Below are 17,765 nucleotides of genomic sequence, written 5' to 3' on the forward strand. Positions count from 1 at the left end.
GGAAGAAAAAACGGTATGGCTCATGGCTGGCCGGTGCCGTCGGCGGGCAGGCCGCTGGCGCGGCTCTCGCTCATGCCTCCGGTGACGGCAATGCCGTGGTTGATGCGGGCCATGATGGCGGCCGGCACGTCACGGCTGCACACGATGTGGCGCTTCAATCCCGGCGGCATGTCGGGGAAATCGTAACGCAGCGGCAGCCGGTTGTCCTTGTTGTTCCTGCGGTAGTATTCCCAGTCGTAGCGGTCGGTGACCATGTAGCTGGCGCGGTCCACCGACACCATGCGCATCATCAGCATGGTGTCCACCGTGCGGCGCATGATCTGGTTCTGGCTGGCGGCGATCATCTCGTCCAGTACCGGCCCGTAGGACAGGCCGTCGATCACGCCCATGGTCAGGGCCGGATCGGCCATCAGCGTGGCCAGGGTGGGGTGGGCTTTGACCTGGGCCACCGCGCCGGGTGCGATCAGCACGGTCTGCGGCTGGTCCTGATGCAGCGGATTGCTATATTGGGCAACGGTAGCGCGTTCCGACAGCTTGTGCCAGCTCAGCGAGCAGTAATGGTCGGCGCCATGCTGCAGCTTGGTCCAGATGCGCTTTTGGGGTTCGTTGACCAGCCGTATTTTCAAGCCGGCCGCCGCGAACACAGCCTTGACCCGTTCCAGCAAAAAACCCTTGGAGACGCCGTTCTCGACATAGTGGTAGGGCGGCTTGTCGCGCCAGGCCACGGTGTACACGGGTTCAGCCGCCCGCGCCCCCAGGCACAGGCAGGCCAGGGTGCCCGCAAGGGCGAGGGGCTTGCTGATAATCATAAAAGTGATTATAGGCAAGCCCGACGCGCTTGTGTATCTTTTGGCATGCGGAGATTTGTATCACTCTATTGCTGCGCCATCCAGTGCGTGGCGGGTGATGCGGCCATCGGCGCCGACCGCGATCCAGCCGCCGCGCGGCGGATCGCGCTCCGGTTCCCAGTCCGGCAGCACATAGCGGCGCCTGCCGCCGTCCACATGCAGGGCGGGGCGGTGGGTGTGGCCATGGATGAGGATGTCGGCGTGGGTGTCCTGGTACACCTGGGCGATGGCCTGCGGCGTCACATCCATGATCTCGTCGCTTTTTTCGCCTTGGGCTTGGCGGCTGTTCTCGCGCAGCCCTGCGATGATGGCCTTGCGCCGGGCCAGCGGCATGGCGCCAAACTGCGCTTGCCATGCGGGCTGGCGCACCATGGCGCGGAATTCCATATACTTCACGTCGTCCGTGCACTGGGCGTCGCCGTGCAGCAGCGCGATGCGCTGGCCGCCCAGTTCCGCCACGTGCGGCTCCTGCAGCAGGGTCAGGCCGGCGGCGGCGGCAAAGCCGTCTCCGACCAGGAAATCGCGGTTGCCGGCGATCCAGTACACAGCCGTGCCGGCATCGCTCACCTGGCGCAGGGCGGCCACGACCTGCCGGTTGAAACCGTCATCGAGGTCGTCGTCGCCGGCCCAGTATTCGAACAGGTCGCCCATCAGGTAGAGGGCGTCCACGCCGGGCACGCGGCGCTGCAGGAAATCGAAAAAGGCCGCCGTCAGGGCCGGCCTGTCCTGCTGCAGGTGCAGGTCGGAAATCAGCAGTGCGCTGCAGTGCCGGCTCCCGGCCTGTATTGCGGACATCAGGCTGCCACTTCGACTTTCTCGATGATCACGTCTTCGGTCGGCACGTCGGCGAACATGCCGCTGCGGCTGGTCTTGACCTTGCGGATCTCGTCCACCACCTCGGTGCCTTCGATGACCTTGCCGAACACGGCGTAACCCCAGCCGTCCTGGCCCGGGTAGTCCAGGAAGGAGTTGTTTTTCACGTTGATGAAGAACTGTGCCGAGGCCGAGTGCGGGGCCGAGGTGCGGGCCATGGCCAGGGTATAGGGCTCGTTTTTCAGGCCGTTCTTGGCTTCGTTTTCCACGGTGGTGTCGGCCGGTTTCTGCTTCATGCCGGGTTCGAAGCCGCCGCCTTGGATCATGAAACCGTCGATCACGCGGTGGAAGATGGTGTTGGCGTAGTGGCCGGCGTTGGCATAGGCCAGGAAGTTGGCGACGGTCTTCGGTGCTTTCTCGTCGTACAGTTCAGCGACGATCTTGCCCTTGTTGGTGGTGATGATTACGTTGGTCATGTTCTTGTTCCTGAGGTGAAAGTTCTTTATTGGCGGCGCCAAGGGCGCTATTTTACTGGTTAGTCTGGACTGGTGTCTTCAGCACGGTTGCGGACTTGACCACGATGGGCGTCACGGGAATGTTCTGGAAGATGCCCTTGTCGTCCACCAGCACGCCCTTGATCTTGTCCACCACCTCCTGGCCCTGCACCACCTTGCCGAACACGGTGTAGCCGTAGCCATCCTGGCCCGGGTAGTCGAGGCCGATGTTATCGGCCACGTTGATGAAGAATTGCGAGGTGGCCGAGTCGGGATTGCCGTTGCGCGCCATGGCCAGCGAGTATTTCTCGTTGGACAGGCCGTTCTTCGATTCGCTGGGCACCGGCTTGGCGGTCGGCTTGTCGCGCAATTTCTCGTCGTAGCCGCCGCCCTGTATCATGAAGCCGTCGATGACGCGGTGGAAAATGGTGCCCTTGTAAAAGCCTTTATTGACGTAGCTCAGGAAGTTCTCCACCGATTTGGGCGCCTTCTCGCGGTTCAGTTCCAATACGATGTCGCCCATGGTAGTCTTGAGCTGCACTTGCGGCGTGGGGTTGGGCGGCTCCTTGGGGGTGGCCGGCTTGGCCGCCAGCGCGGTGGCGGACAGCGCCAGGCCGGCCAGCATGAGGGCCGAACGGGACAGGATGTGATGCATGGGGTTCCTCGAAAAGGGCGTTGCAAAAAACCTCATCTAGATAAGGCCAGTGCTGTTTTTATCAATGCTATACTAGGCTCGACGTTCCCATTCTAACCCGGCCAGGGTGGAAAGAAGAACAACGATACCGAGGCCAGTTAGTCTCCCAGACCTATCGAGCAGCCCAGGCACGCACCCCACCACAGGTCCGCGCCAGGCAGCCGTATTGTCTGGCCGGCTGGCTGGTGCTGAAAAACAAGCAAGAGTCCGATGAGCAATTTAAAGATTTACAACACGCTGGCGCGTGACAAGCAGACCTTCGTACCGATAGAAGCCGGCAAAGTACGCATGTACGTGTGCGGCATGACCATCTACGACTACTGCCACATCGGCCACGCCCGCATGATGATGGCGTTCGACGTCATGTACCGCTGGCTGAAAGCCTCGGGCTACGAGGTCACCTACGCCCGTAACATCACGGACATCGACGACAAGATCATCAAGCGCGCCGTGGAAAACGGCGAGACCATAGGCCAGCTGACCTCGCGTTTCACGCGCTACATGGACGAGGACACCGCCGCCCTGGGCATTTTGCCGCCCACCCTGGTGCCGCGCGCCACCGAATACGTGCCGCAGATGCTGGCCCTGATCGAACAGCTGGAAGCCAAGGAGCTGGCTTACCAGGGCGCCGACGGCGACGTCAACTACGCCGTGCGCAACTTCCCCCAGTACGGCAAGCTGTCCGGCAAGTCGCTGGACGACTTGCGCGCCGGCGAGCGGGTGGATGTCAATACCGGCAAGCGCGATCCGCTCGACTTCGTGCTGTGGAAGGCATCCAAGGAATCCGAGCCCGAGGAAGTGAAGTGGGATTCCAAGTGGGGCAAGGGCCGCCCCGGCTGGCACATCGAGTGCTCCGCCATGTGCTCGGCCCTGCTGGGCGAGCATTTCGACATCCATGGCGGCGGCGCCGACCTGCAATTCCCGCACCACGAAAACGAGATCGCGCAATCGGAAGGCGCGTTTGGCCACACCATGGTCAACTACTGGGTGCACAACGGCTTCGTGCGGGTCGATAACGAGAAAATGTCCAAATCGCTGGGCAACTTCTTCACCATCCGCGACGTGCTGAAAAAGTACGACGCCGAAGTGGTGCGCTTCTTCATCCTACGCGCCCACTACCGCAGCCCGCTGAACTACTCGGACGCCCACCTGGACGATGCGCGCGGCGCCCTGACCCGTTTGTACACGGCACTCGATGGCGCGCAAGGCGACGGCCTTCCGCTGGACTGGCAGGAAGCCCACGCGGCCCGCTTTGCCGAAGCCATGGACGACGACTTCAACACCCCGCTGGCGGTGGCCGTGCTGTTCGACCTGGCCAGCGAGATCAACAAGACCAAGTCGCCCGTGCTGGCGCGCCAGCTCAAGGCCCTGGCCGGCGTGATCGGCCTGCTGGAGCGCACGCCGCAGCAGTTCCGCCAGGCCGTGGTCGGCGATGCCGGCGAGGCGGCGGAGGGCGAGACCGCCATCGCGGACGCCATCGCGCGCCGCGCCGCGGCCAAGAAGGCGCGCGATTTCGCCACCTCGGACCAGATCCGCGCCGAACTGCTGGCGGCCGGCATCATCCTCGAAGACAAGCCTGACGGCAGCACCAGCTGGCGCCGCGCATGATGGGCGAGGCCAAGGAGATGAACCAGGGCGCCGGCCCGGCCGTGCCGCCGCCGTACTGGGAGGAGGCCAAGGCCGAGCTCATGAAGCGCGACCGCATCATGAACAAGCTCATCCCCCAGTTCGGCGACCTGCACCTGGTCGGCCACGCCGACCCGTTCACCACCCTGGCCCGTTCCATCGTCAGCCAGCAGGCCACGGACAAGTCGGCCGACGCCATGTGGCGCAAGCTGCTGGACTGCTGCCCCAAGTGCACGCCCGCGCAGGTGCTCAAGGCCGGCGCCGAGCAGCTGGCGGCTTGCGGCCTGTCCAAGCGCAAGACCGAATACCTGCTCGACCTGGCCGACCATTTCAAGGCCAAGCGCGTGCACCCGGCGCTGTGGGGCGGCATGGGCGACGAAGCCGTGATCGCCGAGCTGGTGCAGATCCGCGGCATCAGCCGCTGGACAGCCGAGATGTTCTTGATATTTAATCTGCTGCGCCCCAATGTGCTGCCGCTGGACGACCCCAAACTGATACAGGGCATCAGCCAGAATTACTTCTCCGGCGAGCCGGTCTCGCGCAGCGATGCGCGCGAAGTGTCCGCCAACTGGGAGCCCTGGCGCACGGTGGCCACCTGGTACTTATGGCGGAGTCTGGACCCGCATGCTGTAGAATAGATGCTCTAATCGCCGCGCGAGGCCCCACATCGGCCGCGCGGCTGATAATAAAACACCCGGAGGTACAATGACCAAAACGACTTTCCTCAATTTTGAGCAACCGATCGCCGAGCTCGATTCCAAGATCGAAGAACTGCGCTTCGTGCAGGACGATTCGGCGGTCGATATCTCGGAGGAGATCGACCGTCTGGCCAAGAAGAGCCAACAGCTGACCAAGGATATCTACGCCAAGCTGACGCCGTGGCAGGTGTCCCAGATCGCGCGCCATCCGCAGCGCCCCTACACCATGGATTACGTGAACGAGATCTTCACCGACTTCCATGAGCTGCACGGCGACCGCACCTATGCCGACGACCAGTCCATCATCGGCGGCCTGGCGCGCTTCAATGGCCAGTCCTGCATGGTGATCGGCCACCAGAAGGGCCGTGACACCAAGGAACGCGCCATGCGCAACTTTGGCATGCCCAAGCCCGAAGGCTACCGCAAGGCCATGCGCCTGATGAAGCTGGCCGAGAAGTTCGGCATCCCGATCTTCACCTTTGTCGACACCCCCGGCGCCTTCCCCGGCATCGACGCGGAAGAGCGCGGCCAGTCGGAAGCCATCGGCCACAACCTGTACGTGATGGCGGAACTGAAAGTGCCGCTGATCGCCACCATCATCGGCGAAGGCGGCTCCGGCGGCGCGCTGGCCATTGCCGTGGGCGACGCGGTATTGATGCTGCAATACGCGACCTACTCGGTGATTTCGCCGGAAGGCTGCGCCTCCATCCTGTGGAAGACGTCCGAGCGCGCCGCCGACGCGGCCGAAGCGCTGGGCCTGACCGCGCACCGCCTGAAGGCCATGGGCCTGATCGACAAGATCGTCAATGAACCGCTGGGCGGCGCCCACCGCGATCCCAAGCAGATGGCCACGCTGCTCAAGCGCGCCCTGGCCGACTCGCTGCGCCAGTTCCACGGCATGAAGACCAAGGACCTGCTGGAAGCGCGCCATGAGAAGCTGATGAGCTACGGTAAGTTCAAAGAGACCACGCCGCAGGAATAACGCACCCAGCATAGGCTCCCGCGCAGGCGGGAATCCATGCTGACTAGCCGGGGGCAACGCATTGCGCTGCCCCCGTTTGCATTTGGAGCCCGCGCCTTGAAGCCGCAAAAACCCACCCTGATATCCACCTTCGAACAAGCCGTCAGCGCCGCGCTGTACGGCGACGCGCTGGCCATCGCCCTGAGCGGCGGCCTCGACTCATCGGCCCTGCTGCACCTGGCGCAGGCCTACGCCGCTGGGCGTGGCCTGCGCCTGTACGCCTTCCACGTCCACCATGGCCTGAGCCCCAATGCGGACGCCTGGCTGGCGCACTGCGAGCAAGCCTGCGCCGCCCTGGGTGTGGCCTTCGAGGCGCGCCGCGTGCAGCTGCACAAGGATGGCAGCGGCACTGAAGCGGCAGCCCGCAAGGCACGCTACGCGGCGCTGGGCGAGATGTGCCGCGCGCACGGCGTGCCGCTGCTGCTGACGGCCCACCACCAGGACGACCAGGCCGAGACCGTGCTGCTGCAGTTGCTGCGCGGCTCGGGCACGGCCGGCCTGTCCGGCATGGACACGGCCAACACCGCTCCCGGCCTGCTGGGCGACGCCACCCTGATGATGGCGCGCCCGCTGCTGTCGGCCTCGCGCCGGCAGCTGGAAGAGTACGTGGCCGAACACGGCATCGCCCACATCCACGACGAATCCAACGAGGACACGCGCTACGCCCGCAACGCCTTGCGGCACCAAATCATGCCGCTGCTGGAGCAGTCCTTCCCCGGCTTCCAGGAACGCTTCGCGCGCAGCGCCCAGCACGCCCAGTCGGCCCAGAAGGTGCTGACCGAGGTGGCGCAGCAGGACCTGGCGCACTGCCTGGACGGCGACTGCCTCGCCCTGGCCAGGCTGCGCGAGCTGAGCGTGGAGCGCAGCGCCAACCTGCTGCGCCACTGGTTCGCCACGCGCGGCATGCGCATGCCCAGCGCCGCCTGGCTGCACGAAATGCTGGCCCAGCTGATGGAAGCGCGCCACGACGCCCAACTGCTGGTCACCCATCCCGACTGCCACGTACGGCGCCACCGCGACCGCTTGTACCTGACGCCCAAGCTGGCCGAACTGGAAGGCACGCGCGAAGACCAGTTCGACGACAAGCCCGGCACCCCGTTCCGCTGGAACGGCGAAGCGTCGCTGCCATTCCCGGCCTACGGCGGCGTGCTGCACATCGAGCCGGCCGGGCAGGGCGAGCCTGGCCTGCCGGCCGCCTGGCTGCGCGAGCAGCTGCTGGTGATCGAATTCCGCAAGGGCGGCGAGCGCCTCAAGCTGGCGCCCAACCGCGTAACCCGGCCACTCAAATACCACTACCAGGCGCTGGACATCCCGGCCTGGGAGCGCGGCCGGCTGCCGGTGGTCAGTAACCCGGGTCAGCTGCTGTACGCGGCCGGGATAGGCATGGATTGCAAGCGCTTGCTGGAGTCCGGAGAGCAGCTGGTGCGGCTGCGCTGGCAGGCTTCCTAGCCTGGTCTATCCCGCTCAAAATGCATGTACATATGCGCATACTGTCTAGCAATATGAGTTTTATGACTTGTCACGGTGCACTGCGGCATGTAGAGTAAAGGGTTCCTTTTACATCATATTTGAGCGGAAACTCACTGTTATGGCTTTAATCGTGCACAAATACGGCGGGACGTCGATGGGTTCGACGGAACGTATCAAGAACGTCGCGCGGCGTGTCGCCAAGTGGCATGACGCGGGACACCAGGTGGTGGTGGTGCCGTCGGCGATGTCCGGCGAGACCAACCGTCTGATTGCGTTGGCCAAGGAAATCCAGTCGCAGCCCGACCCGCGTGAACTGGACATGATCGCCTCCACCGGCGAACAAGTCTCGGTGGGCCTGCTGTCCATGGCCTTGCAAGCGATAGGCAAGGACGCCGTGTCCTACGCCGGATGGCAGGTGCCGATTAAAACCGATTCCGCATACACCAAGGCCCGCATCCAGTCCATCGACGACGAGAAAGTGCGGCGCGACCTGGCCGCCGGCAAGATCGTCGTGATCACCGGTTTCCAGGGCGTGGACGACAACGGCAATATCTCGACCCTGGGCCGTGGCGGCTCGGACACCTCGGCCGTGGCCATCGCCGCTGCGCTGAAGGCGCAAGAGTGCCTGATCTTTACGGACGTCGATGGCGTGTACACCACCGATCCGCGCGTGGTGTCGGAAGCGCGCCGCCTGAAGGCCATCACGTTCGAGGAAATGCTGGAACTGGCCTCGCTGGGCTCCAAGGTCCTGCAGACCCGCTCGGTGGAATTTGCCGGCAACTATCGCGTGCCCACGCGCGTGCTGTCGTCGCTGACCGACCCCCTGCTGGACATCGAAGTCGAAGCCAATTCGGGCACCCTGATATCGTTTGAGGAAGATACACACATGGAACAAGCAGTCATCTCCGGCATCGCGTTCAACCGTGACGAAGCCAAAATCACCGTGCTGGGCGTACCTGACCGTCCGGGCGTGGCCTACCATATCCTGGGCCCAGTGGCCGACGCCAACATCGAAGTCGACATGATCATCCAGAACCAGTCGGTGGATGGCAAGACCGATTTCACGTTCACCGTGTCGCGCAACGACTACCAGCGCGCCATCGACGTGCTGAACAACACCAAGGCCGAGCTGGGCGCCGCCAGCATCACCGGCGACGCCAAGGTGTCGAAGATTTCGGTAGTGGGCGTGGGCATGCGTTCGCACGTAGGCGTGGCGTCGCAGATGTTCCGCACGCTGTCGGAAGAGAGCATCAACATCCAGATGATTTCGACTTCCGAGATCAAGATTTCGGTGCTGATCGACGAGAAGTACATGGAACTGGCGGTGCGCGCGCTGCACAAGGCGTTCGAACTGGAAAAAGCCTGATTTTTTTTCAAAAATACCGCGTGGCTGCCTTGACCAACAGAGGTCGGGTCTATACTATGGCGGTCGTCCGATCTGCGGTGGTTTAGTGGAAAGGCATGGTTGAGAAATCGACTAGGAGACGTGGCCGAGTGGCCGAAGGCACTTCCCTGCTAAGGAAGCATACGGGCAAAACCTGTATCGTGGGTTCGAATCCCACCGTCTCCGCCAGGAACAAATAAAAAAGCCTCCCCTGCGGGAGGCTTTTTTATTTGTTCCGGACGAGAGGTGGGATTCGAAGACGGAGCGCCCTGGCGGGCGCGGAGGCTCCCCGAATCGCCCATTTGCTGCCGCATCGCGCCAACGGGGTGCGTTGGCCCCAGCGCGCCTAGGAAGCGCGATGCTTGCCTTATCTACAGCGCGATAGACACTTTCGGGACTATCAGTAAACAAACAGAGCCGCCAATATGAGTGCGGCACAACAGCATGTCCCACCCTCAAGGCGCCAACTGCCGTTCCTTTAGCAACAAGTCCACGCCCAGCACTGGCGCCGTGGCGGAACGTGAGATGGCCACCTTGCATGTCCCGCCCGGGATGACCCACTTGCGCAGCGCGGTATCATAGTTGGCCAGCACGCGCGGCTCCAGCCTGACCTTCACCCACTTCGACTCGCCGGGCTTGAGCGCGACACGCGCCCATCCCGCCAGGCGCTGCACCGGCTTCCCATCCCGGCCCGGGACGGCTGCATAGACCTGGGGCGTATCGACGCCGGCCCGGCGGCCGACGTTACTCACCTTGAAGGTCAGCGTCAAGCCGTCCGCGCCGCCGAAGCGCGGCTGCTGGTAGCTGAAGCGGGTGTACGACAGGCCGTGGCCAAAGGCGAACAGGGGCTCCAGCTGCTGCCGCGCAAACCAGCGGTAGCCGACGTCGGAGCCTTCGATATCGTAGTCGACGTCGAATTCCTTCAGGCCGGACGCCAGGCCATACACGATCTCGCCTTTGGCGCTGGTTTTCGCTGCCAGGCCGGGAATCGTCGGACGCGGCAGCTGCTCCACGCTGGCCGGGAAGGTGACTGGCAAACGTCCCGCCGCATCGTTGTCGCCCGATAGCACGTTGACGATGGCCTTGCCCCCGGCGGAACCCGGATACCAGGCCGCCACGATGGCCGCAGCCTTGTCCTTCCACGGCATGCTTACCGGCCCGCCAGTTTGCAGGACCACCACGGTGCGCCGGCTGGCGCTGGCCACCGCGTCTATCAGCTCGTTTTGCCTTCCGGGCAAGTCGAGGCTGGGGACGTCCTCGCTTTCCGTGGTCCATTGCTCGCCAAAGATGATGGTGAGATCGGCCTTACTGGCCAGCTCGACCGCCGCCCCGATGTCTTCGCCGCTCGCGTATGCCACTGCCGCCTTGGGATAGCGCCGTTCCAGCGCCTTCAGCGGCGACGACGGGAAATAGGTGATGCGGGCAAAGGCGGCCGCGTTGCCTGGCGGCTTGATTTCCAGCGCCGGTCCGCCCACCGGCCGCACCTGGGACGAGCCGCCGCCGGACAGCACGCCGATATCGGCATGCCCGCCGATCACGGCAATGGATCTCACACCGCCTGCGATGGGCAGCACGCCGCCGGCGTTCTTGAGCAGCACGATGCCGGCGCTGGCCGCGCGCTCGCTCACCAGCGCGTTTGCCGCATAGTCGATAGCCTGGCCTGCCAGCGTGACCGGATGGTCCAGCAGGCCCGTGGCAATGGTGCTGCGGACGATGCGGTAGCTCATGTCGCGGATGCGCTCGCGCGGCACTTCACCGTCCTGTACCGCCGTCTTGAGCAGCTCGCCAAAATAGGGCTTGCGGTCCAGGATATAGCCGGACTGATGGTCCAGTCCCGCATTGGCGGCCGCCGCCGTGCTGTGCACCGATCCCCAGTCCGACTGTACCCATCCCGGATACTTCCAGTCCCCCTTGAGCACGGTATTGAGCAGGAACTCGTTTTCGCAGGCATACACGCTGTTGACGCGATTGTAGGCGCACATCACCGCCGCCGGCTTGCCGATCTCTATCGCCAGCTGGAAGGCCAGCAAGTCCGACTCGCGCATGGCCGCTTCGCCTATCTTCGCATTGAGCACATTGCGCCCTGTTTCCTGGTCGTTCATGGCGTAGTGCTTGACGGTGGACAGGATGTGATTGCTCTGCACCCCGGCTATCGCATGGCCGGCCATGACACCGGCCAGCAGCGGGTCTTCGCCCGGATATTCGAAGTTGCGGCCGGTGCGCGCATCGCGTATCAGGTTGACGCCCCCGGCCAGCAGCACGTTGAAGCCCTTGGCCCGGGCTTCCGCGCCTATCATCGCGCCGCCGGCATAGGCCAGTTGCGGATCCCACGCCGCCGCCACCGCCAGCATGGATGGCATGGAGGTAGCCACGTCATCCTTCCTGGCGTTGAGCAGGTTGGCCACGCCCATGCCGGCGTCGGTCTCGCGCAAGGAGGGGAGGCCGACGCGCTCTATGCCGGGTATGTAGCCGGCGCCGATCAGCGCATCGGCGGGCAGGATTTTCTTCTGGAAGGCCGGGAACAGGCTCTTCAGCAGACCGAGTTGTTCATCCAGCGTGAGCCGCGACACGATGGCCTCGGTGCGCGTGTCCACTTCGGATTGCAGAGCGGGGACTGCTTGCGCCAGGACGGCTGGCGGCGCTAGGCACAGCGCTGCCAGCAGCAGCGCCTGCGGTGTATGGGTATGCTTGATCACAGGTTTGCCTTTCCATGTACGAGTGTGACGGGGCCCAGCAGCCCGGCTGGCTGCTGCTTCAAGTCCTTCAGCCCGGCTTTTTTCGGGTCCATCATGGCGTTGTTGGGACTGTTCAGTATCCGTATGCTGAACCGGTTGCTGCCCGCTTGCAGCAGGGTCGTGATGTCGATGTCATATGGACGCGCGATCAGTGCCGGAGCCTGCTTGCCGTTGATGGTGACCACGGCCATATCATGTAGCTGTCCCAGCTGCAGCCGGACCCGGTGTCCTGGCCGCAGCCAGTCGCTAGGCACGGACACCTCCTGCGCATAGGTGGCCGCACCGGAAAACCCGGCCAGTCCGTCCACGGCGGACCAGTCCTTCAGTTCGGAGAGCGCCATCTCGCGCTGCATAGGCTGCCCGTTGCGTCCGTGTCCGTCCACCTTCATAGTCCACGGGCCCTGGCTCAGGTCCAGCGTGCCGATGGGAGCGCTGTCCGCGCCGGCAGCTGCGGCGCGCTCACCGAACACGATGAGTGCGGCGCCGCCAGCCGCGATATCGACAGTGACCTGTGCGGCGCCCTGGTGCTGGCGGTGCCGGACCGCGCTGTACTCGCCGGTCAGGGCGTCCCAGCGCTGCGGTATGCCCTTGGCCCGGGTGGCGAATTCCACCGTCACAGTCCGGCCCTCGGGATTGTGCAGGAAGTAGGCCGAGCGGCCAGCTAGCGTTTTTTCCACAAACAGGCACGGGTCGCCGACGAATGTCAGGTTGGGCGGCACGCCCGCCTGGCGCAAGGCCTGCGGCAGCGCAGTGGCCGGGCAAATCTGCGCACCATGGCCCAGCGTGCGCTGCACTGCGTCCCTGACCACCACGTCCTGCCGGATGGCGTCGGCATAGCCCTCGGCGCGCGATGGCGGCGCATCGGCGTAGAAGATGGGCAGGCCGGCCCGGGCGAATTCGGCCAGCTTGTCCGCCGTTGCCGAGCGCAATCCGGGTCGCGCCGGCAGGACCAGTGCGGCGAAACTCGCACCGCCCGGTGTCTCCAGCCGCTTGCCGCGCACGCGGCTGCGCAGGATGGCGTGGTCATTGATCCTGTCGTAGTCGTAGCCGTCCGCCAGCAGGCGCTCCAGCATGGCATGCGTGGCTGCCGGTTCCATCCCGTGGAAATAGCCGATTTCGCCCAGGTAGACCGCGACAGGAACCGCATTGCGGCCATGCTGCAGCACACCCTGCAGCCTGGATACATAGGCGGTCAATTGCGGCACTGCCGCCCACAAGGGATTCTGCTCGCTGAGCATGCTGCTGAAGCCTGCCAGGAAGGCGCTGGGAGCAAACGGATACCAGCCGGGCCAGGCTTCCTGGTGCAGGGCGTAAGGGAAGCCGTGCAGGACCAGGCTGTTGACGCCGCTGGCAAACAGCAGGTTGACGCGCGCCAGCCATTGCGCGGGCGTGATCTCGAACGACTTGCCGGCCCAGACCAGGCTTTCGCAACTGACAAGGCGGCGGCCATACAGGTCGGCGGCGGCCCTGGCCAGCCGCAGGAAGTGGGTCTCGGCGCCGGACTCCAGGTCCTCTGTCTCGGGGATATCGGCCACGCCATAGGCTTGCAGCACGTCGCTGGGTCCGCCATGCGCCTGTATGCGCGCCTGCAGCCCATGGCGGTGGTTCCAGTCGGCGTAGGGCTGCCAGAAATTCTCGACCAATAATTCCGACACGGTCAGGCGGTAGTCGGCGCGCACCCGCTCACCCACCTCGCCCGCATCAAAGTAGGGCAGCGCCGCATGCTGGTTCCAGGCTTCCATCCAGCCGCGCTGCAGCACGTGCTGCAGATAGGGCGTGAGGTCATAGCCGCGGCGCGCCTGGAACTGCGCCAGCAAGTCTTCGGACCAGTACATGTCCGGCATCAGTTCCAGGCTGTCGACGAAGGTCGCACGCAGCGCGGCCGCCTTCCCGGACGCGGGCAGCAGGCCCTGCGCCATGCGCTGGGCGTGCGCATCGAAGGCGGCGCGCTTGAAGTGATCGAGCACCAGCTGCGGTCCTTCTCCCACGCCTGCCATCACCGAGCTGTCCACGGCAAACTGCTTGAAGACGATGATTTGCCAGCTGCCGTCGGCGGGCGGTTGCCAGTGCAGCACGCCGTCCGGCCCCAGCTGCTCGGTGAGGACGATGCCAGGACCGGCTGCGATGGCGCCCGGCGCCTTGACCACGGCGGTACGGAAATTCCTGTTGTTCTCCAGCGCGGGCGCGGCGCCCTTGACCGCCACCACCGCCACGATTTTCTGGCGTGCATTGAGCCGCTCTCGCCAGCCTTGCGCACGCGGGTCCTGGGTGCGGGCATCGAGCGCCGACATGGCGCCGAATTTTTTGCTGATATCGGGTATCTTCAAGCGGATGGGCCCAACTGCCGGCGCGCTGACCGTGGTGACGGCCGCCGTGAGCTCCAGCAGGGCCAGTTCCGGCGTGACGGCAAAGCCGCCGCCCGATGGCCACGCCGAACCGAAGGTGCTGTCGATCTGCATGCCGCGTTTGCGCGCTTCGCCGGTGCATGCGTCGAGGTGGGACAGGAAGCGGGCATTGGCGAAATCATGCAGCCGCGCGCGTTCCTCCGGCGTGAGCTTGGGTATGGCGGGATTGAAGGCCTGGATTTCGGCGCCGCCAAAGCCGGCCGCATGGAGCACGCCGATTTCGCGGCGCAGTTCCTCGTCCTCGACCACGCCGCCCGGCCACCACCAGCGCACCCATGGCCTGGCCTCGCTGGGAGGTTGCTCGAAGGCCTGGCGGAAGGTGCGGGCGGGGCCGGCCCAGCTGGCCGGCAAGACGGCCAGTCCTGCTGCGCCCAGCAGCGATGAGACGAATTCCCTACGGTCTAGCTTCATGCTGTGGCATCTCCTTTTTTAATGTTCTTCTTTCCTGGCCTGGACCATGGTGTGTGCACAGGCTGATCGGTTCGCACGAGGCTAAGTAAAGCAACTGGCAGTGTCAATCAACAGGCGATCAAGTTCATGAAGAATCGATACATTGCGTGCCGCAATGAGACGATTTGACTCACTGCGCTGATTATTTCGACTCCAGCCGCCACGCCCGCTGCCGGCGGATTGACACTGTTTTGCCAGCGCGTTTTACTGGAAATGAAGCTGCACCAGGTGAAGCGCGCCGCTGGAAAGGAGCAGGCGGCACGCGTGTTCGTAAAGATTAAAAAAATGGAGATAGCAATGCAAAGCAAAAAATTGGGCGCAATGATCGCGGTGATGTTCGGCCTGGCGTTTGGCCAGGTCCAGGCTCAGGCCCAGGCGCCTGCCGGCGACAAGGCGGCAGGCAGCGCGCAGCAGCAAGCCAAATTGTCGTCCGACTCGACGGTGGGCGAAATCCTGGACTACCCGGCAGCCAAGGCGGTCCTGGTCAAGCACATTCCCGCCATCGGCCAGGATGACCAGATCGAGCAGGCGCGCAATATGTCGCTGCGCTCGCTGCAGGAATTTGCGCCGGAAGCATTTACCGACGCGGTGCTGGCCGCCATCGACGCCGACCTCGCCAAGCTGCCCCCGCCGGGCGCTGACGCGGCCAAGAAAAAATAAGCCAGGCGGCAAGCGCCGCCCACTCCCATAGGCCACGCCGCATCCGCGGCGTGGCGCCCACAATAAAAAAGTCACGGATCGCGATGACGGCATCGTCACGCCGGTACATCGTGCCTGCCAGGAGACGACAACATGAATACAGCAATCAAATTATCCACATGCGCCGCCGCTTTGGCCGTCGCATTCCCTGTGATGGCCCAGGAACCGCCAGCTACCACCGGTGAAATACCCGAGGTGGTGGTGACTGCATCCAAGCGCAAGGAAAGTATCCAGTCGGTGGCCATGTCGGTGGACGCCCTGAGCGGCGACACCTTGCAGAAGATGAACGTGCAGCAGTTCGCCGACGTCGAGAAGCTGAGCCCCGGCCTGGTGTTGAACAGCGCGGATGGACGCGGACAAAACGTGTCGCTGCGCGGGGTGACCTTCGACCCCGATACCGGCGCCAGCCCCACCGTGCAGATATATTGGAACGAGACGCCGATTTCCACTTCCGATGCCTTCCGCAGCCTGTTCGATATCGCGCGCGTGGAAGTGCTGCGCGGCCCGCAGGGCACCTTGCGCGGCCAGACCTCGCCCGCCGGCGCCATCACCGTGGCGACCCGCATGCCCAGCCTCACCGGCATCGAAGGCACGATCAACCAGACCTGGGGCTCGGACAGCCTGTGGAATACCCAGGCCGCCGTGAACGTGCCCCTGATCGAAGGCAAGCTGGCGGTGCGTGTCGCCGGGGTGTACAACAAATCCTCGAATGGCGTGCATAACGTCGCCAATGGCCGCGACAACAGCGACAAGGCCGATGGCGGCCGCATCTCGGTGCTGTACCAGCCGGTCAAGGACGTGGAAGCGCTGCTGGTGCGCCAGCAGCTGACCAACAAGGTGGTCAACTACCCGATCAACACTGGCGCGCCGGTGGCGGGGCAGGGCGCCGGCCCGGCGTTGACGGCGGACGACCGGACCAGCGTGATCGAAGGGAAGTACGACTTCTACAACAAGGCTGAACTGACCTCGCTGAACCTGACGTGGACACTGGAGCACCATAAGCTCAGCTATATCGGCGGCTTCCAGCAAAGCAGGGAAAACGCGGACCGCGACCAGGACCTCACCAACGTCATCACCGGCTATATCAGTCCGCAGATCGTGCAGCTGAAGTCGAAGCAGCGCACCCACGAACTGCGCTTCGAATCCACCGGTGAGGGCTTCTGGAACTACATGGTTGGCGTGTATGCGTCCAAGTCCGACATCGCTTCGCACGTGACGCAGCCCTTTGCCTACTACTTCCCGGTGCCCTACGGTCCGCCGCTGACGGTGGCGCTGGAACTGGGGACCGCACCGGGCGTGTATTCCAAGGGCACGGCCTTCTTCACCAACCACCGTTTTGCGGTGACCGGCAATGACAACATCGAGATCGGCGCGCGCTACCAGAAAAACGAGTCCTACTCGCAGCAGTACCTGACCCTGTTCGGCAGCGCCTCGCCTTCCTTGCCGGAGAACCTGGCCCACCAGGAAGGCAAGCGCTGGACCGGCTCGGCCAGCTACAAGCACAACTTCAGCAAATCCGTCATGGCTTACGCCAGCTATGCCGGCGGCTACCGCCCCGGCGGCGGCACCGGTTTCGTGACGGCGCCCGGACTCAATCCCGACTACATCATCTACAAGCCGGAGAAAACCAGCTCCTTCGAGCTGGGGCTCAAGTCCTCGCTGATGAACCGCAAGCTGATACTCAACGCCGACGTGTTCCAGCAGAAGATCAAGGACTACATCGGCCGTGCCAACTCTATCCAGGTGCGCACCGGCGCCGTGGCCGGCGAGGCCGCCGGGCCGGGACCGGGCGGCACTTATCCGGCCGACGCCGGCACGGGCGCGATCAACCTCAACACCAATGGCGACGTCATCGCACGCGGCGTGGAAGCCACGGCCATCTGGAACATACTGCCGGACTGGCGCGCCCAGATGTCATTCAGCTATGTCGATGCGCACTACGACAATGCCAGCCTGGCCTGCAACGACAGCAACAACGACGGCATCCCCGATAATGCCGGCGCCTTCGTCCAGCCTGGCAGGCAGATTTCCGTCTGCAAGAGCAACCGCCCCCTGGCCGATGCACAGGAAAACGAAGCGGGCAAGCTGAATATATCGGCGCAAACGGAGTATGCGCGGGGCGTGGGCGACCATGAAGGCTTCGTGCGCGGCCTGGTGCGCTATGTGCCGCCCAGCTACAACCTGGCGCGTAACGAGCGGATGGCCTCGTTCACGCCGATCGACCTCTACCTTGGCCTGCGCGACCGCGAGCGCCGCTGGGAAGTGAGCCTGTGGGCGCAAGATATCTTTGACCGCCACAATGCCGGCAGCGGCAAGCTGCTGTATATGGGCGGCCTGTCCGGCGGCTACCGCACGCTTGGTGCGCCGGCGCAGCGCAAGGTCGGTGTGACCCTGCGCTACGATTTCGACCAGTAACGCAGCCTTGGAG

13 protein-coding genes and 1 tRNA gene are annotated in these 17,765 nt (G+C 64.3%); 8 read left to right on the forward strand and 6 right to left on the reverse strand.

Annotated features, from left to right (window positions below; all coding sequences use genetic code 11):
- Positions 1–20: 20 nt before the first annotated feature.
- The 4 genes from ACLB1G_RS04775 to ACLB1G_RS04790 are packed head-to-tail and all read right to left on the reverse strand — an operon-like array spanning position 21 to position 2,810.
- Complete coding sequence (locus tag ACLB1G_RS04775) at positions 21–809, reverse strand: substrate-binding periplasmic protein (RefSeq protein WP_491626045.1); 789 nt, start codon at positions 807–809, stop codon at positions 21–23.
- Between the two features lie 60 nt (positions 810–869).
- Entirely contained in the window at positions 870–1,643 is a 774-nt protein-coding gene (locus ACLB1G_RS04780) for a UDP-2,3-diacylglucosamine diphosphatase (protein ID WP_491626046.1), read from the reverse strand.
- Positions 1,643–2,137 carry a peptidylprolyl isomerase gene (locus ACLB1G_RS04785; protein ID WP_491626047.1) on the reverse strand — a complete coding sequence of 165 codons (495 nt, stop codon included), beginning with the start codon at positions 2,135–2,137 and terminating at the stop codon, positions 1,643–1,645. Before ACLB1G_RS04785 ends, ACLB1G_RS04780 begins: the two co-directional genes overlap by 1 nt.
- 52 nt (positions 2,138–2,189) lie before the next feature.
- Positions 2,190–2,810, reverse strand: coding sequence for a peptidylprolyl isomerase (locus ACLB1G_RS04790; RefSeq protein WP_491626048.1), 621 nt, complete (start codon positions 2,808–2,810; stop codon positions 2,190–2,192).
- A gap of 249 nt (positions 2,811–3,059) precedes the next feature.
- Between ACLB1G_RS04790 and cysS the strand changes: the two genes are divergently transcribed.
- The 6 genes from cysS to ACLB1G_RS04820 all read left to right on the forward strand — a co-directional run bounded on the left by cysS (position 3,060) and on the right by ACLB1G_RS04820 (position 9,237).
- Positions 3,060–4,457 carry a cysteine--tRNA ligase gene (gene cysS / locus ACLB1G_RS04795; protein WP_491626049.1) on the forward strand — a complete coding sequence of 466 codons (1,398 nt, stop codon included), beginning with the start codon at positions 3,060–3,062 and terminating at the stop codon, positions 4,455–4,457.
- On the forward strand, positions 4,454–5,113 hold the full coding sequence (locus ACLB1G_RS04800; protein ID WP_491626050.1) for a DNA-3-methyladenine glycosylase family protein: 660 nt from the start codon (positions 4,454–4,456) through the stop codon (positions 5,111–5,113). The genes cysS and ACLB1G_RS04800 overlap by 4 nt, the downstream gene beginning before the upstream one ends.
- A 67-nt stretch (positions 5,114–5,180) precedes the next feature.
- A complete protein-coding gene (locus ACLB1G_RS04805; protein ID WP_491626051.1) occupies positions 5,181–6,155 on the forward strand; it encodes an acetyl-CoA carboxylase carboxyltransferase subunit alpha in 975 nt (324 codons plus the stop codon).
- Between the two features lie 96 nt (positions 6,156–6,251).
- On the forward strand, positions 6,252–7,643 hold the full coding sequence (gene tilS / locus ACLB1G_RS04810) for a tRNA lysidine(34) synthetase TilS (protein ID WP_491626052.1): 1,392 nt from the start codon (positions 6,252–6,254) through the stop codon (positions 7,641–7,643).
- Between the two features lie 139 nt (positions 7,644–7,782).
- Positions 7,783–9,030, forward strand: a complete 1,248-nt coding sequence (locus tag ACLB1G_RS04815) for an aspartate kinase (protein ID WP_491626053.1) — start codon at positions 7,783–7,785, stop codon at positions 9,028–9,030.
- A gap of 114 nt (positions 9,031–9,144) precedes the next feature.
- Positions 9,145–9,237 (forward strand) — tRNA-Ser (locus ACLB1G_RS04820).
- A gap of 266 nt (positions 9,238–9,503) precedes the next feature.
- Here ACLB1G_RS04820 and ACLB1G_RS04825 read toward each other — a convergent pair.
- Positions 9,504–11,744: a beta-glucosidase gene (locus ACLB1G_RS04825; RefSeq protein WP_491626054.1), complete on the reverse strand. Its 2,241-nt coding sequence runs from the start codon at positions 11,742–11,744 to the stop codon at positions 9,504–9,506.
- Complete coding sequence (locus ACLB1G_RS04830; protein WP_491626055.1) at positions 11,741–14,599, reverse strand: glycosyl hydrolase; 2,859 nt, start codon at positions 14,597–14,599, stop codon at positions 11,741–11,743. Before ACLB1G_RS04830 ends, ACLB1G_RS04825 begins: the two co-directional genes overlap by 4 nt.
- A 336-nt stretch (positions 14,600–14,935) precedes the next feature.
- Here ACLB1G_RS04830 and ACLB1G_RS04835 point away from each other — a divergent pair, with 336 nt between their 5' ends.
- Together ACLB1G_RS04835 and ACLB1G_RS04840 are read left to right on the forward strand one after the other, a co-directional pair.
- Positions 14,936–15,298, forward strand: a complete 363-nt coding sequence (locus ACLB1G_RS04835) for a hypothetical protein (protein ID WP_491626056.1) — start codon at positions 14,936–14,938, stop codon at positions 15,296–15,298.
- A gap of 132 nt (positions 15,299–15,430) precedes the next feature.
- Entirely contained in the window at positions 15,431–17,752 is a 2,322-nt protein-coding gene (locus tag ACLB1G_RS04840) for a TonB-dependent receptor (RefSeq protein WP_491626057.1), read from the forward strand.
- Positions 17,753–17,765: the final 13 nt, after the last annotated feature.

The organism is Duganella kummerowiae (assembly GCF_053572355.1).

Excerpts from the sequence above, each read along its gene's own strand:
- ACLB1G_RS04800 (WP_491626050.1), top strand. The coding sequence starts at position 4,454 with ATGATGGGCGAGGCCAAGGAGATGAACCAGGGCGCCGGCCCGGCCGTG.
- ACLB1G_RS04840 (WP_491626057.1), top strand. The coding sequence starts at position 15,431 with ATGAATACAGCAATCAAATTATCCACATGCGCCGCCGCTTTGGCCGTC.
- ACLB1G_RS04775 (WP_491626045.1), bottom strand. The coding sequence starts at position 809 with ATGATTATCAGCAAGCCCCTCGCCCTTGCGGGCACCCTGGCCTGCCTG.
- cysS (WP_491626049.1), top strand. The coding sequence starts at position 3,060 with ATGAGCAATTTAAAGATTTACAACACGCTGGCGCGTGACAAGCAGACC.
- ACLB1G_RS04780 (WP_491626046.1), bottom strand. The coding sequence starts at position 1,643 with ATGTCCGCAATACAGGCCGGGAGCCGGCACTGCAGCGCACTGCTGATT.
- ACLB1G_RS04785 (WP_491626047.1), bottom strand. The coding sequence starts at position 2,137 with ATGACCAACGTAATCATCACCACCAACAAGGGCAAGATCGTCGCTGAA.
- ACLB1G_RS04790 (WP_491626048.1), bottom strand. The coding sequence starts at position 2,810 with ATGCATCACATCCTGTCCCGTTCGGCCCTCATGCTGGCCGGCCTGGCG.
- ACLB1G_RS04805 (WP_491626051.1), top strand. The coding sequence starts at position 5,181 with ATGACCAAAACGACTTTCCTCAATTTTGAGCAACCGATCGCCGAGCTC.
- ACLB1G_RS04830 (WP_491626055.1), bottom strand. The coding sequence starts at position 14,599 with ATGAAGCTAGACCGTAGGGAATTCGTCTCATCGCTGCTGGGCGCAGCA.
- ACLB1G_RS04815 (WP_491626053.1), top strand. The coding sequence starts at position 7,783 with ATGGCTTTAATCGTGCACAAATACGGCGGGACGTCGATGGGTTCGACG.
- ACLB1G_RS04835 (WP_491626056.1), top strand. The coding sequence starts at position 14,936 with ATGCAAAGCAAAAAATTGGGCGCAATGATCGCGGTGATGTTCGGCCTG.